This window comes from Pseudomonas sp. Sample_14 (assembly GCF_004307515.1).
In the GTDB taxonomy this organism is placed as follows: Bacteria; Pseudomonadota; Gammaproteobacteria; order Pseudomonadales; family Pseudomonadaceae; genus Aquipseudomonas; species Aquipseudomonas atacamensis.
This window is the reverse complement of record NZ_RCOC01000023.1, coordinates 16,287-31,784: the sequence shown is the minus strand read 5'-3', so window position 1 is coordinate 31,784 and position 15,498 is coordinate 16,287. Positions and strand designations below refer to the sequence as shown.

Genomic DNA, 15,498 nt, shown 5'->3' with positions numbered 1-15,498 from the left:
GCAAGAAGTTGCGCAGTACTGCGCAACTTCTTGCGCACTTGGCTGCAGGGCTTGCACCGCTTGGGCTGCAGGGCAATTTACCCCTGAAATATTACGACCTACTGCGCAACTTCTTGCGCAGTAGGGGATTTGCCGGGACCGTGGTGTGGCCTTCGCGAGCAGGCTCGCTCCCCCAGGGACAGTGCTGCCAGCGAAAGCGTCTTATAAATGAAACACCGCGCTCGGCTATACTCCCCGCATTTCGATCAGGCACGAGGATTCACTGTGAAGAACTGGACGTTGCGCCAACGCATTTTGGCGAGCTTTGCGGTGATTATCGCCATCATGCTGTTGATGGTGGTGCTGTCCTACTCGCGGTTGTTGAAGATCGAGGCCAGTGAAAACAGCGTGCGCGACGATGCCATCCCCGGCGTCTATTACAGCTCGATGATTCGCGGCGCTTGGGTCGACAGTTATTTGCAGACCCAGGAGCTGCTCGGCCTCAAGGATGGCCAGGGCGTTTCCAGTGAAGACGCTGCCGACTACAAGGCGTTCGAGGCGCGTCTGCAAGAGCAGATGGCCAACTATCGCAAGACCATGGCCACCGATGAAGACCGATCCGAATTCGCCCTGTTCGAGAAGTACCACGATACCTACATGCAGATTCAGGATGCCGTGCTGGACCTGCACAAGCGCAATCTGGAAGCCGATGCCATCAAGCTGTTCAACGAGAAGCTGACCCCGGCGTGGTACACCGGGCGCATGAAGCTCAACGACATCATTGGCGAGAACAAAGTTGTTGCCGATACCGCCATGGCCAACATCGACGACGCGGTGGCAACGGCCAAAGTCAGCATGGTCATTTCCCTGCTGGTTGCGGTGCTGGCCGCCGGCCTCTGTGGTCTGCTGTTGATGCGCGCGATCATGGCGCCGATGAACCGCATCGTGACCATCCTCGACATCATGCGCACCGGCGATCTGAGTTCGCGCCTGAACCTTGATCGCAAGGACGAATTCGGCGCGGTCGAAACCGGCTTCAACGACATGATGACCGAGCTGACGTCGCTGGTATCCCAGGCCCAGCGCTCTTCGGTGCAGGTGACCACTTCGGTGACCGAGATCGCCGCCACTTCCAAGCAGCAACAAGCCACCGCCACCGAAACCGCAGCGACTACCACCGAAATCGGCGCAACCTCCCGTGAGATCGCCGCGACCTCGCGGGATCTGGTGCGCACCATGACCGAAGTGTCCACCGCTGCCGATCAGGCCTCGGTGCTCGCCGGCTCCGGCCAGCAAGGCCTGGCGCGCATGGAAGACACCATGCACTCGGTCATGGGCGCGGCGGATCTGGTCAACGCCAAACTGGCGATCCTCAACGAGAAGGCCGGCAACATCAATCAGGTGGTGGTGACCATCGTCAAAGTGGCTGACCAAACCAACCTGCTGTCGCTCAACGCAGCGATCGAAGCCGAGAAGGCCGGCGAGTACGGTCGCGGGTTTGCCGTAGTCGCCACCGAAGTCCGGCGTCTGGCCGATCAGACCGCCGTGGCCACCTACGACATCGAACAGATGGTTCGCGAGATCCAGTCGGCGGTGTCGGCCGGGGTGATGGGCATGGACAAGTTTTCCGAAGAAGTGCGCCGCGGCATGTCGGAAGTGCAGCAGGTCGGCGAGCAGCTGTCGCAGATCATCCATCAGGTGCAGGCACTGGCGCCGCGCGTGCTGATGGTCAACGAAGGCATGCAGGCCCAGGCCACTGGCGCCGAACAGATCAACCATGCGCTGGTGCAGTTGGGCGATGCCAGCAGCCAGACCGTCGAATCGCTGCGTCAGGCCAGTTTCGCCATCGACGAACTGAGCCAGGTGGCCGTCGGCCTGCGCAGCGGCGTTTCGCGATTCAAAGTCTGATGAGCGAAATCATCGCCAAACGGGGCAGTGCGCCAGTGGCGAAGCAGGCGCTGTTTCTGCTGTTTCGCATCGGCAGCGAACGCTACGCCCTGCGCGCCACCGAAGTGGCCGAAGTGCTGCCGCGCCTGCCGTTGAAGCCGATTGCCCGGGCGCCGCACTGGGTGGCCGGGGTGTTCGCCTATCGCGGGGCGGTGGTGCCGGTGATCGACCTCAGTGCGCTGACTTTTGGCCGGCCCGCCGAGGCGCGCACCAGCACGCGGCTGGTGCTGGTCAATTATCAGCCGGATCAAGCGCAAGCAGCGCAATGGCTCGGGCTGATTCTCGAGCAGGCCACCGACACGCTGCGCTGTCATCCGCAAGATTTCCAGCCCTACGGCCTCGATAACCGCGAGGCGCCATACCTCGGCCCGGTGCGCGAAGATGCGCAGGGATTGCTGCAATGGGTGCGGGTCAATGACTTGCTCGATGACGCCGTGCGCGGTTTGCTGTTCCCCGATCCGCCGCGTGATCCGGCGCAGTTAGAGGCGCAGCCATGAGTGGTGATCAGCGCTTTTTCGATTTCCTCAAGGAACGCATCGGCCTCGATGTCGCTTCGGTGGGCGCGGCGATCATCGAGCGTGCCGTGCGCCAGCGCACCACGCTGTCCCAGGCCGCCCACGCCGACGAATACTGGCAGCTGTTGCAAGGCTCGCGGGATGAACAGCAGGCACTGATCGAAGCGGTGATCGTTCCGGAAACATGGTTTTTCCGTTACCCGGAATCCTTCGCCACCTTGGGCAAACTGGCCCGTCAGCGTCTCGCCGAGCTGAACAACATGCGCGCGTTGCGCATCCTCAGTCTGCCGTGCTCGACCGGCGAAGAACCCTATTCGATCGCCATGGCCCTGCTCGATGCCGGGCTCAAACCGCATCAGTTCAAGGTCGATGGCATGGACATCAGCCCGTTGTCGGTGGACAAGGCGCGCCGTGCTGTTTACGGCAAGAACTCGTTTCGCGGGCAGGATCTGCAATTTCGCGATCGGCATTTCATGCCTGAGCAGGACGGCCACCGGGTCAACGAATACGTTCGCGAACAGGTGCGCTGGCAGGTCGGCAATGTCCTCGATCCGACGCTGTTGGCGAGCGAGCCAGCCTTCGATTTCGTGTTCTGCCGCAACCTGCTGATCTACTTCGACCAGCCGACGCAAAAGCAGGTGTTCGAAGTGCTCAAGCGCCTGACCCACGTCGACGGTGTGCTGTTTATCGGCCCGGCGGAGGGCAGTCTGCTCGGGCGTTTGGGCATGCGCTCGATCGGCATCCCGCAGTCGTTCGCTTTCAGCCGTCATAGCGAGCCGCACCCCGAACCGCTGCCGACGCCGAAACCGGTCGCCGTGCCGGTCAGCCAGCCATTGCGCAGCGCGCCGCCAGCGCCAGTGCGCAATCGGCCGTTCGCTGCCGTGACGGCTTTGCCGGTGACGAAAAAAACTGCCAACCCCGACGCCGCGACGCTGCTGGCGCAAATCGCTGCACTGGCCAACGAAGGCAAAAGCGCCGAGGCCCGTGCCGCGTGCGAAGACTATCTGCGCAGCCATGAGCCGGTGGCGCAGGTGTTCTACTGGCTCGGGCTGCTCAGCGATGTTGCTGGCTTGAGCCTCGAAGCCCAGGGTTATTACCGCAAGGCCTTGTACCTTGAACCGCAACATCCCGAAGCGCTGATGCACCTGGCCGCGTTGCTACAGGCTCAGGGCGACACGGCGGGTGCCCGACGATTGCAGGAGCGCGCCGCCCGCAGCGGGCGCACCGCCGACAGTGAGCGTAAACGATGAGCGCGTCCGACACCTTGAACGTTACCCACGAAGACGCCCGCGCCATCGACGATTGCTGGAACCGCATCGGCATTCATGGCGACAAGTCCTGCCCGTTGCTGGAAGAGCACATTCATTGCCGCAACTGCTCGGTGTATTCCGCCGCCGCCACGCGCCTGCTCGACCGTTATTCGTTGCAGCAGGACCAGCGCGAAGCAGTGGTCAGCAAAGTCGAAATCGACGTCAAGACCCGCTCGCTGCTGATGTTTCGCCTCGGCGAGGAATGGCTCGGGCTGGCCACGCGCACGCTTGTCGAAGTCGCGCCGTTGCAGGCGATACATTCGCTGCCGCACCAGCGCTCGCGGGCCTTGCTCGGCGTGGCCAATGTCCGTGGCGCACTGGTCGCGTGCCTGTCGCTGGTGGAATTGCTCGACCTCGACGGCAGCGTTGCGCCGGTCAGTGGCGGGCGAGTCATGCCGCGCATGCTGATCATCGCTGCCCATGGCGGGCCGGTGGTGGTGCCGGTGGACGAGGTCGACGGCATTCATGCCATCGACGAACGCATCCTCGACGCGGCGTCTCAGTCCGGTGCGCAGGCCAGTGCCAAATACACCCGTGGCGTTCTGCAATATCGCGGTCGCAGTTTGCGCTGGCTGGATGAAGAGCAGCTGCTGTCCGCCGTGACCCGGAGCCTGACATGACCCCCGAGCAAATGCGCGATGCCTCCCTGCTCGAACTGTTCAGCCTCGAAGCCGAAGCCCAGACCCAAGTGCTCAGCGCCGGGCTGCTGGCGCTGGAGCGTAATCCGACCCAGGCCGATCAACTGGAGTCGTGCATGCGCGCGGCGCACTCCCTCAAAGGCGCAGCGCGGATTGTTGGTATCGACAGCGGCGTCAGCGTCGCCCACGTCATGGAAGATTGCCTGGTCAGCGCCCAGGAAGGCCGTTTGTTGCTGCGTCCCGAGCACATCGACGCGTTGTTGCAGGGCACCGACCTGCTGATGCGCATCGCCACGCCGGCCAATGCGCCGCAACCTGCGGATATTGAAGCCTACGTGGCGCTGATGGGGCGTTTGCTCGATCCGTCGGCGCCAGCCGCTGTGGTTGCCACGCCGCCAATGGCCGAGTTGCAGATCGAGCCAGCGCCAATAGTGTCAGCGCCGATGGTCGACGAGCCCGCCGAGCCGGCCCCGCGCAAAAACAAACGCACCACCGAGGGCGGCGAGCGCGTCTTGCGCGTTACCGCCGAACGCCTGAACAGCCTGCTCGATCTGTCGAGCAAATCACTGGTGGAAACCCAGCGTCTCAAGCCGCACCTGGCGACCATGCAGCGCCTCAAACGCATGCAGAACAACGGCCTGCGCGCACTGGAAAATCTCAATGTGCACCTGAAGGAGCATGCGCTGAGCCTGGAAGCGCTCGAGTCGCTGGAAGATGCGCGACGTTTGCTCGCCGAGTCGCAGCAACTGCTCAGCGAGAAAAACGCCGAACTCGACGAATTCGCCTGGCAGGCCAGTCAGCGCGCGCAAGTGCTCTATGACACCGCGCTGGCCTGTCGCATGCGCCCGTTCGCCGACGTGCTCAGCGGTCAGGCGCGCATGGTTCGCGACCTCGGGCGCAGCCTTGGCAAACAAGTGCGCCTGGAGATCGAAGGTGAGAAAACCCAGGTCGATCGCGACGTGCTGGAAAAGCTTGAAGCACCGCTGACTCATCTGCTGCGCAACGCCGTCGATCACGGCATCGAATCCCCGGAACAACGCCTGCTCAAGGGCAAGCCGGAAGAGGGCCTGATCCGCTTGCGCGCTTCCCACCAAGCCGGTTTGCTGGTGCTGGAACTCAGCGATGACGGCGGTGGCGTCGATCTGGAGAAAGTCCGCCGCAGCATCGTCGAACGGCAGTTATCCCCAGCCGAAACCGCAGCGCAATTGAGCGAAGAAGAACTGCTGACGTTCCTGTTTCTGCCGGGTTTCAGCCTGCGCGACAAGGTTACCGAAGTGTCCGGGCGTGGCGTCGGTCTCGACGCTGTTCAACACATGGTTCGCCAATTGCGCGGGGCCGTGGTGCTGGAGCAGACGGCGGGCGAGGGCAGTCGTTTCCATCTGGAAGTGCCGCTGACGCTTTCGGTGGTGCGCAGTCTGGTGGTGGAAGTCGGCGAAGAGGCTTACGCATTCCCCTTGGCGCACATCGAACGCATGTGCGATCTGGCGCCGGAAGACATCGTGCAGGTCGAAGGACGTCAGCATTTCTGGCACGAAGGCCAGCATGTCGGGCTGGTTGCGGCCAGCCAGTTGCTCAATCGCCCGGCCAGTCAGAACGATGGCGCTACCCTGAAAGTCGTGGTGATCCGCGAGCGCGAGGCGATTTATGGGGTGGCGGTCGAGCGCTTCGTGGGTGAGCGCACGCTGGTGGTGTTGCCGCTGGACGAGCGTCTGGGCAAGGTTCAGGACATCTCCGCCGGGGCCTTGCTCGATGACGGCTCGGTGGTGCTGATCGTCGATGTCGAAGACATGCTGCGTTCGGTGGACAAGCTGCTCAATACCGGGCGCCTGGAGCGCATTGCCCGCCACGGCAATCAAGCTGCGGAAGCGGCGCGCAAACGAGTCTTGGTGGTCGACGATTCGCTGACCGTGCGCGAGCTGCAACGCAAACTGCTGCTCAATCGTGGCTACGACGTCGCGGTGGCGGTGGACGGCATGGACGGCTGGAATGCGCTGCGTTCGGAGAACTTCGATCTGCTGATCACCGACATCGACATGCCGCGCATGGACGGCATCGAGCTGGTCACGCTGCTGCGCCGCGACAACCGTCTGCAATCGCTGCCGGTGATGGTCGTGTCGTACAAGGATCGCGAAGAAGACCGCCGCCGTGGACTGGATGCCGGCGCCGACTATTATCTAGCCAAAGCCAGTTTTCATGACGACGCCCTGCTCGATGCAGTGGTCGAGCTCATCGGAGGAGCGCGGACATGAGGATCGCAATCGTCAACGACATGCCCCTGGCGGTGGAGGCCCTGCGCCGAGCGTTGGCCTTCGAGCCGGCGCATCAGGTGATCTGGGTCGCCAGCAACGGTGCCGAGGCGGTGCAACGCTGCGCCGAGTGCACACCAGACCTGATTCTGATGGACCTGATCATGCCGATCATGGACGGCGTCGAAGCCACGCGGCGGATCATGGCCGAGACACCGTGCGCGATTGTCATCGTCACCGTGGATCGTCAACAGAACGTGCACCGCGTGTTCGAGGCCATGGGCCACGGCGCGCTGGACGTGGTCGACACGCCGGCGATCGGCGCCGGCAATGCCCAGGAAGCGGCGGCGCCGTTGTTGCGCAAGATCCTCAACATCGGCTGGCTGATCGGCGACAAGGCGCCACGTGCGCGCCCGGCGCCGAGTTCGCCGCGCAGTTCGCCGTCACGTCAGCGCCTGGTGGCGATCGGTTCGTCTGCCGGTGGGCCGGCGGCGCTGGAAGTGTTGCTCAAAGGCCTGCCGAGAGATTTTTCCGCCGCGATCGTGCTGGTGCAGCATGTCGATCAGGTCTTCGCCGCCGGCATGGCCGAATGGCTGGCCAGCGCCAGCGGCCTCGATGTGCGTCTGGCCCGTGAAGGCGAGCCGCCGCAAAGTGGTGCGGTGCTGCTGGCCGGGACCAATCACCATATTCGCCTGTTGAAAAACGGCACGCTGGCCTACACCGCCGAACCGGTCAACGAGATCTATCGCCCCTCGATCGACGTGTTTTTCGAGAGCGTCGCCAGTTACTGGAACGGTGACGCCGTCGGGGTTTTATTGACCGGGATGGGGCGCGATGGCGCGCAAGGGCTTAAGCTCATGCGCCAGCAGGGTTATTTGACCATTGCGCAGGATCAGCACAGCAGTGCGGTGTACGGCATGCCCAAGGCTGCCGCGGCGATCGATGCCGCGGTGGAAATCCGCCCGCTGGAAAAGATAGCGCCACGATTGCTGGAGATTTTCCCCAAATGAACAGGTTGATCGGCAATCCAGGCCCCCGCAGTACTCAGGTGACCGCTCATGAATGATTTACAGATCGACGACATTAAAACCGACGAGAACGCCGCCATGGTGTTGTTGGTGGATGATCAGGCGATGATCGGCGAAGCGGTGCGCCGTGGGCTGTCGAATCAGGAAAACATCGACTTCCACTTCTGCTCCGACCCGCAGCAGGCCATCGCCCAGGCGGTGCGGATCAAACCGACGGTGATCCTGCAGGATCTGGTGATGCCCGGCCTTGATGGCCTGAGCCTGGTGCGCGAATACCGCAATCATCCGGCGACCAAGGACATCCCGATCATCGTCCTCTCGACCAAGGAAGACCCGCTGATCAAGAGCGCGGCGTTTTCCGCTGGCGCCAACGATTATCTGGTGAAACTGCCGGACACCATCGAACTGGTCGCGCGGATCCGCTACCACTCGCGTTCCTACATGACATTGCTGCAACGCGACGCCGCGTACCGTGCGTTGCGGGTCAGCCAGCAGCAGTTGCTCGACACCAATCTGGTGCTGCAACGGCTGATGAACTCCGATGGCCTGACCGGGCTGTCCAACCGTCGTCACTTTGACGAGTATCTGGAACTGGAGTGGCGCCGTTCGCTGCGCGATCAGACGCAGCTTTCACTGCTGATGATCGACGTCGATTACTTCAAGTCGTACAACGACAGTTTTGGCCACGTTGAAGGCGATGAAGCGTTGCGCAAGGTCGCCGCAGCCATCCGTGACGCCAGCTCGCGGCCATCGGACCTGCCGGCGCGTTATGGCGGCGAGGAGTTTGTGCTGGTCCTGCCAAACACTTCGCCGGGCGGCGCGCGGCTGTTGGCCGAAAAACTGCGCCAGACTGTGGCGGCGCTGAAAATTCCGCACAACACGCCGGCCGAGGGTTCCAGTCTGACCATCAGCATCGGTCTGGCGACCATGGTGCCGCAGGCGGGCAGTGATTGCCGGCTGCTGATTTCGGCGGCGGATCGCGGGTTGTATCTGGCCAAGAACAATGGGCGCAATCAGGTCGGGATCGAGTAACGGCCGATGCCCTCACCCCAGCCCTCTCCCGGAGGGAGAGGGGGCCGACCGAGGTGTCTCGGGCCAGACATCGACCTGAGAGATCGCAGCGATTGTGGATCTTCAGGCTTGGCGATCACGGATTCGGCGAAGCCATTCTATTTCGGCGTATTTTTCAAATATCCCCCGATCGGTCCCCTCTCCCTCCGGGAGAGGGCTAGGGTGAGGGCAGCAATCTCGGCCCATTCACCGCCAGACGGGCTGCCGCGACAGCCTGTTTACGTTATACTCGCCGGCTTTCAAAAGTTCGCCAACGAGTGCTGCCCGTCATGGAAATCAACCCGATCCTGAACACCATCAAGGACCTGTCCGAGCGCTCCGAAACTATTCGGGGGTATCTTTGACTACGATCAAAAGCATGAGCGTCTGACCGAGGTCAACCGCGAGCTTGAAGATCCGAGTGTCTGGAACAAACCTGAATACGCCCAGGAGCTGGGCCGCGAGCGTGCCGCGCTGGCGCAGATCGTCGACACCCTCGACGAACTGAACGGCGGTCTGGCCGATTGCCGCGACCTGCTGGACATGGCCGTCGAAGAAAACGACGAAGGCGCAGTGGGCGATGTCGTCGCCGAGCTGGCCCGTCTCGAGGAAAATCTGGCCAAGCTGGAATTCCGCCGCATGTTCAGCCATGAAATGGACCCGAACAACGCCTACCTGGACATCCAGGCCGGTTCCGGTGGTACCGAAGCGCAGGACTGGGCCAACATCCTGCTGCGCATGTACCTGCGCTGGGCCGACAAACGCGGTTTCGACGCGACCATCATGGAACTGTCCGCCGGTGAAGTCGCCGGGATCAAGGGCGCGACCGTGCACATCAAGGGCGAATACGCCTTTGGCTGGCTGCGTACCGAGATCGGCGTGCACCGTCTGGTGCGCAAAAGCCCGTTCGACTCCGGCAACCGTCGCCACACTTCGTTCTCCGCTGTTTTCGTCTCGCCAGAGATCGATGACAAGGTGGAAATCGAAATCAACCCGGCAGACCTGCGGATCGACACCTATCGTTCCTCCGGTGCCGGTGGTCAGCACGTAAACACCACCGACTCGGCCGTACGTATCACCCACGTACCGACCAACACCGTGGTCAGCTGCCAGAACGAGCGTTCCCAGCACGCCAACAAGGACACCGCGATGAAAATGCTGCGGGCCAAGTTGTACGAGCAGGAAATGCAGAAGCGCAATGCGGCCTCGCAGGCGCTGGAAGACACCAAGTCCGATATCGGCTGGGGTCACCAGATCCGCTCTTACGTGCTCGATGCCTCGCGGATCAAGGATCTGCGGACCAACATCGAACGCAGCGATTGCGACAAGGTGCTCGACGGCGACATCGACGAGTACCTGGAAGCCAGCCTGAAATCCGGCCTGTAACACCCTCTGTGGGAGCGGGCTCGCCCGCGATCCCCAGCCGAAGGCTGGGGGCAACGAACCTGATGGAATACTTAAAGACATGAGCGACCTACAACTCGACCCGCAAGCCCTGCAACAGGAAGAAAACTCCCTGATCGCCCTGCGCAAGGAAAAGCTTGCTGCCGAGCGCGCCAAGGGCAATGCCTTCCCGAACGACTTCCGCCGCGACAACTACTGCGATGCCTTGCAGAAACAGTACGCGGACAAGACCAAGGAAGAGCTGGCAGAGGCTGCAATCCCGGTCAAGGTTGCCGGTCGCATCATGCTCAACCGTGGCTCGTTCATGGTGATCCAGGACATGACCGGGCGCATTCAGGTCTACGTCAACCGCAAGACGCTGTCCGAAGAAACCCTGGCTGCGGTGAAAACCTGGGACATGGGCGACATCATTGCCGCCGAAGGCACCCTGGCGCGTTCCGGCAAAGGCGACCTGTACGTTGAAATGACCAACGTGCGCCTGCTGACCAAGTCGCTGCGCCCGCTGCCGGACAAGCACCACGGCCTGACCGACACCGAGCAGCGCTACCGCCAGCGTTACGTCGACCTGATCGTCAACGAAGACGTGCGCCAGACCTTCCGCGTGCGTTCGCAAGTGATCGCGCACATCCGCAGCTTCCTGATGAAGCGCGACTTCCTCGAAGTCGAAACGCCGATGCTGCAGACCATTCCCGGCGGCGCTGCAGCCAAGCCGTTCGAAACCCACCACAACGCGCTGGACATGGAAATGTTCCTGCGTATCGCCCCTGAGCTGTATCTGAAGCGTCTGGTGGTCGGTGGTTTCGAGAAAGTCTTCGAGATCAACCGCAACTTCCGTAACGAAGGCGTTTCGACTCGTCACAATCCTGAATTCACCATGTTGGAGTTCTATCAGGCGTACGCCGATTACGAAGACAACATGGACCTGACCGAAGAATTGTTCCGCGAGCTGGCGCAGCTGGTACTGGGCAGCACCGACGTGCCGTACGGCGACAAGGTGTTCCACTTCGGCGAGCCGTTCGTGCGTCTGTCGGTGTTCGACTCGATCCTCAAGTACAACCCTGAGCTGACTGCCGATGATCTGAACGACATCGACAAGGCTCGCGCCATCGCCAAGAAGGCCGGCGCCAAGGTGCTGGGCTTCGAGGGGCTGGGCAAATTGCAGGTGATGATTTTCGAAGAACTGGTCGAGCACAAGCTGGAGCAGCCGCACTTCATCACTCAGTACCCGTTCGAAGTGTCGCCGCTGGCCCGTCGTAACGACGAGAACCCGAACGTCACCGACCGCTTCGAGCTGTTCATCGGTGGTCGTGAAATCGCCAATGCCTACTCCGAGTTGAACGACGCCGAAGATCAGGCCGAGCGTTTCATGGCGCAGGTGGCCGACAAGGACGCCGGCGACGACGAAGCCATGCACTACGACGCCGACTTCGTCCGTGCGCTGGAGTACGGCATGCCGCCAACCGCCGGTGAAGGTATCGGCATCGATCGTCTGGTGATGTTGCTGACTAACTCGCCGTCGATCCGCGATGTGATCCTGTTCCCGCACATGCGACCGCAAGCGTAAACGTTTCAGTTGAAAAGCCGCCTAAAACAGGCGGCTTTTTATTGCCTGTCTGGTACAAATGTATCAATTGGTTAATTTGGCATTAGTAGAGGAAGTGCTGTCGTGATGGGTGCATTAGCTCAAGAAGGTGCAGCGGGTATCGCCACTGCGGTCGCTGAAAGTGTTCAGTACCAGGGCCGCAAGGCCAGCCGACAGGGCAGTGAGCAGCGTCGCCAGGACATTCTCGACGCCGCGATGCGCATTGTCGTGCGCGACGGCGTGCGTGCCGTGCGCCATCGTGCGGTCGCGGCGGAGGCCTGCGTGCCGCTGTCGGCGACCACGTATTACTTCAAGGACATCGATGACCTGCTCACCGATACCTTCGCCCAATACGTTGAACGCAGCGCGGCGTACATGGCCAAGTTGTGGATCAATAACGAAGGTCTGCTGCGCGAAATGGTGGTCAGCGCCGACGGCAGCCCGGAGTCGCGCTCACAACTGGCCGATGACATCGCGCGGCTGATGGCCGATTACGTGCATCGGCAACTGATCAACCGCCGCGAGCATCTGATGGCCGAACAGGCGTTCCGCCAGGAAGCACTGCTCAACCCGCGTCTGGCGATTCTGGTGCGCTCGCATCAGCAGATTCTCTTGCAGGGCACCTGCCAGTTGTTCCAGGTACTGGGCTCGCGCGAACCGCAGCAGGATGCCAAGGTGTTGACGGCGATTATCGGCCGGATGGAATATCAGGGCCTGCTCAACGACGCCGAGCCTCTGGCCGAAGAGGACATGCTCGGGATTCTGACGCGGTATATGCACCTGGTGCTGGCGTCGGTCTAGCGTTTCACGCTACACCCTGTGGGAGCGAGCCGTTTATGATCGTTCCCCCGCTCCGCGTGGGAATGCATCCTGTGACGCTCTGCGTCACGCAGCAAAAAGGGACGCGGAGCGTCCCGGGCGACATTCCCACGCAGAGAGTGGGAACGATCAAAAGTCTGAGTTTCAGCACGTCACGTTTTCTACAGGAGTTTCGGGTGGACGATTACCAGCAGACGATACGCATGTTGTCCGATCGCATTGTGCTGGCGCAGACGCCGATCCGCGTGCTCGATGCGGTCAAGTGGGACGACAACGTGCGCAAGGGTTTTCTCAAGGCCAAAGGCAAGGAAATGCCGGCGGTGGATCGCGACTACTACCTCAACCGCCCGCTGTCGTTCGATTCGAGCCAGGTCAAACTGGAATTCCAGAACATCGAGCGCGACATCACCCGCCAGCTCGGTCAGTTCAACCCGGTCGGGCAGATCATGCGGCGCATGTGCAAGGAATACCGCATGGTGGTGCGCATGCTCGAGGCGCGCGGCACCGAGGACTTCGGCCTGATCTCGCAAGAGCTGTACGGCGCGGCGTCCGATGCCTTCCACGCCGGTGACCCGACATTGGCCGACCTCGGTCTGATGATGTCCGACTACCTGAACAACATCGACGGGCGCGGCGATCTGAAGGACGAACCGAAAATCCTCACCGCCAAAGACGCGGTGCACCTGCTGCAGACCCGACTGAACAAGGTATTCGGTGAGGCCGAAGAAACCATTCGCGTGTTCGAATCCGACGGCATCGTCGCGGATGCCGCCGCAGGCGCTGACTACATCAAGATCCGCACCGACGCGCTGTTCAACGACCGCGACGTGCGCGCACTGGAAGTCCACGAAGGCCTGGTGCATGTCGGCACCACGCTCAACGGTTTGAACCAGCCAATCTGCACCTTCCTGTCGAAAGGCCCGCCCTCGTCGACGGTGACCCAGGAAGGTCTGGCGATCCTGATGGAAATCATCACTTTCGCTTCTTACCCGAGTCGCCTGCGCAAACTGACCAACCGCACCCGTGCGATTCATATGGTCGAGGAGGGCGCGGACTTCTTGCAGATCTACGAATTCTTCCGCGAGCAGGGTTTCGAGATGGCCGAAAGCTACGGCAACGCCAGCCGGGTTTTCCGTGGCTCGACGCCGACCGGTCTGCCATTCACCAAAGACTTGTCCTACCTCAAGGGCTTCATCATGGTTTACAACTACATTCAGTTGGCCGTGCGCAAGGGCAAGCTTGAGCAGATTCCGTTGTTGTTCTGTGGCAAGACCACACTGGAAGACATGCGGACCTTGCGCCAACTGGTGGATGAAGGCCTGGTGGTGCCGCCGAAGTATCTGCCGGATCAGTTCCGTGACTTGAATGCGTTGTCGGCGTGGATGTGTTTCTCCAACTTCCTCAACCATTTGAGTCTGGACCGGATTGAGGCGGATTACTCCAATATCCTCTGATAGCTGATCGTTCCCACGCTCCGCGTGGGAATGCATCCCATGACGCTCCGCGTCACGGTGGACGCAGAGCGTCCATGGCGGCATTCCCACGCCGAGCGTGGGAACGATCCAACCGTATTTCAACCTGAAATTTCGCGAGGTTTCACCGGATGAGAATCCTCGGCATCCTTTGCCTGCTCTTGACCCTCGGCGGTTGCAGTTCGCTGCTGTTCTACCCGGAACCGGGCCAGATCTTCACCCCGGACAAAGCCAAACTCGAATACCGCACCGTCACCCTGATCACCGCCGATGGCTTGAAGCTCAACGCCTGGTGGCTGCCGGCCAAACCTGGCGTCGAGGTCAAAGGCACGGTCCTGCATCTGCACGGCAACGGCGGCAATCTTCCGATGCATCTGGGCGGCAGCTGGTGGTTGCCGAAGAACGGCTATCAGGTCTTGTTGGTCGACTATCGCGGCTACGGTTTGTCCGAAGGCAAGCCGAGCCTGCCGGCGATCTACCAGGACATCGACGCCGCGTTCGCCTGGCTCGACAACGCGCCCGAGGTCAAAGGCAAACCGCTGGTGCTGCTCGGGCAGAGTCTGGGCGGCGCGATGTCGGTGCATTGGCTGGCGCAGCACCCGGAGCGGCAAAAACAACTCAAGGCCCTGGTGCTGGATGGCGTGCCGGCCAGTTATCGCAGCGTCGGCCAATTCGCCCTCAGCACTTCGTGGCTGACCTGGCCATTGCAAGTGCCGCTGTCGTGGCTGGTGCCGGACGGCGACAGCGCAATCAACTCGATGGCGCAGCTGACCGGCGTGCCGAAGCTGATCTTCCATAGCATCGACGATCCGCTGGTGCCGATGGCCAACGGCATTCGCCTGTATCAGGCAGCGCCGCCGCCGCGTGTGTTGCAACTGACCCGTGGTGGTCATGTGCAGACCTTCGGCGACCCGGTGTGGCGTCAGGTCATGCTGCGCTATCTCGACGACCCCGAACACTTCGACGGCCTGCGCCGCCTCGGCGAAATCCCCAATTATCCGCCGCCCCCGAATTCCGAAGATGAGACCCCGCAATGAGTGAAGAACGTAATGCCATCCCGCTGATCATCACCGGTATCTGCAGCATCCTCGGCACCGTCGGGGCGCTGTGGTACTACGGCTACCTGCACTTCGCCAAGCCGGAGGATGCGTTGCTGCTCAGCGAATTCACCATGCTCAAGACCGTGCCGGGCGAGGACTACAAAGTCTCGCTGACACCTGCGCCGCAAGTGGCGCAGTGCATTGATGGCGTGCTGGTGCTGTTCGATACCGAACAGAAAGGCCTGACCGGGGTGTTGATCAACGCGCAGAAAAAAGCTGTGCGGTGTATGGGCGAAGATACTCCGCAGAAACTCGAGAAGTGATTCTGCAGGTTCAGCCCTCACCCTAACCCTCTCCCAGAGGGAGAGGGGACTGACCGAGGTGTTTGTTTAAGCTACGTCGACCTGATCCATTGCGCCGAACACAAGTTTTGAAAGCGGCACAAATCGGCTCCCTCTCCCTCGGGAG

13 protein-coding genes are annotated in these 15,498 nt (G+C 61.6%); all 13 read left to right on the top strand.

From position 1 onward, the window contains the following. Nucleotides 1–264: 264 nt before the first annotated feature. The 13 genes from D8U61_RS04760 to D8U61_RS04700 all read left to right on the top strand — a co-directional run bounded on the left by D8U61_RS04760 (nucleotide 265) and on the right by D8U61_RS04700 (nucleotide 15,353). Nucleotides 265–1,887: a methyl-accepting chemotaxis protein gene (locus D8U61_RS04760; RefSeq protein WP_024011735.1), complete on the top strand. Its 1,623-nt coding sequence runs from the start codon at nucleotides 265–267 to the stop codon at nucleotides 1,885–1,887. Further along, the gene (locus tag D8U61_RS04755; RefSeq protein ID WP_016771511.1) at nucleotides 1,887–2,423 is read left to right on the top strand and encodes a chemotaxis protein CheW; all 537 of its coding nucleotides are present in this window, start codon (nucleotides 1,887–1,889) and stop codon (nucleotides 2,421–2,423) included. The genes D8U61_RS04760 and D8U61_RS04755 overlap by 1 nt, the downstream gene beginning before the upstream one ends. Further along, a complete protein-coding gene (locus tag D8U61_RS04750; RefSeq protein WP_125918682.1) occupies nucleotides 2,420–3,691 on the top strand; it encodes a CheR family methyltransferase in 1,272 nt (423 codons plus the stop codon). The genes D8U61_RS04755 and D8U61_RS04750 overlap by 4 nt, the downstream gene beginning before the upstream one ends. Next, complete coding sequence (locus D8U61_RS04745) at nucleotides 3,688–4,371, top strand: chemotaxis protein CheW (RefSeq protein WP_130926503.1); 684 nt, start codon at nucleotides 3,688–3,690, stop codon at nucleotides 4,369–4,371. Before D8U61_RS04750 ends, D8U61_RS04745 begins: the two co-directional genes overlap by 4 nt. Beyond that, nucleotides 4,368–6,638, top strand: coding sequence for a hybrid sensor histidine kinase/response regulator (locus tag D8U61_RS04740; protein ID WP_130926502.1), 2,271 nt, complete (start codon nucleotides 4,368–4,370; stop codon nucleotides 6,636–6,638). The genes D8U61_RS04745 and D8U61_RS04740 overlap by 4 nt, the downstream gene beginning before the upstream one ends. Then, nucleotides 6,635–7,645, top strand: a complete 1,011-nt coding sequence (locus tag D8U61_RS04735; RefSeq protein ID WP_073476109.1) for a chemotaxis response regulator protein-glutamate methylesterase — start codon at nucleotides 6,635–6,637, stop codon at nucleotides 7,643–7,645. Before D8U61_RS04740 ends, D8U61_RS04735 begins: the two co-directional genes overlap by 4 nt. A gap of 48 nt (nucleotides 7,646–7,693) precedes the next feature. Further along, nucleotides 7,694–8,695, top strand: a complete 1,002-nt coding sequence (locus D8U61_RS04730; RefSeq protein WP_024011741.1) for a PleD family two-component system response regulator — start codon at nucleotides 7,694–7,696, stop codon at nucleotides 8,693–8,695. 308 nt (nucleotides 8,696–9,003) lie between these two features. Further along, nucleotides 9,004–10,099, top strand: a protein-coding gene (gene prfB / locus D8U61_RS04725) for a peptide chain release factor 2 (RefSeq protein WP_099758102.1) whose coding sequence is annotated in 2 segments (ribosomal slippage) — nucleotides 9,004–9,075 and nucleotides 9,077–10,099 — 1,095 coding nt in all. Because the reading frame shifts where the segments join, the coding sequence is not laid out codon by codon here. Nucleotides 10,100–10,178: 79 nt separating this feature from the next. Continuing rightward, the gene (gene lysS, locus D8U61_RS04720) at nucleotides 10,179–11,681 is read left to right on the top strand and encodes a lysine--tRNA ligase (protein ID WP_024011743.1); all 1,503 of its coding nucleotides are present in this window, start codon (nucleotides 10,179–10,181) and stop codon (nucleotides 11,679–11,681) included. A gap of 105 nt (nucleotides 11,682–11,786) precedes the next feature. Beyond that, the gene (locus D8U61_RS04715) at nucleotides 11,787–12,500 is read left to right on the top strand and encodes a TetR family transcriptional regulator (RefSeq protein WP_130926501.1); all 714 of its coding nucleotides are present in this window, start codon (nucleotides 11,787–11,789) and stop codon (nucleotides 12,498–12,500) included. A 221-nt stretch (nucleotides 12,501–12,721) separates the two neighbouring features. Further along, nucleotides 12,722–13,972 carry a flavohemoglobin expression-modulating QEGLA motif protein gene (locus D8U61_RS04710; RefSeq protein WP_166554750.1) on the top strand — a complete coding sequence of 417 codons (1,251 nt, stop codon included), beginning with the start codon at nucleotides 12,722–12,724 and terminating at the stop codon, nucleotides 13,970–13,972. A gap of 149 nt (nucleotides 13,973–14,121) precedes the next feature. Continuing rightward, nucleotides 14,122–15,027, top strand: a complete 906-nt coding sequence (locus tag D8U61_RS04705; protein ID WP_122699370.1) for an alpha/beta hydrolase — start codon at nucleotides 14,122–14,124, stop codon at nucleotides 15,025–15,027. After that, the gene (locus tag D8U61_RS04700) at nucleotides 15,024–15,353 is read left to right on the top strand and encodes a hypothetical protein (RefSeq protein WP_125927847.1); all 330 of its coding nucleotides are present in this window, start codon (nucleotides 15,024–15,026) and stop codon (nucleotides 15,351–15,353) included. The genes D8U61_RS04705 and D8U61_RS04700 overlap by 4 nt, the downstream gene beginning before the upstream one ends. Nucleotides 15,354–15,498: the final 145 nt, after the last annotated feature.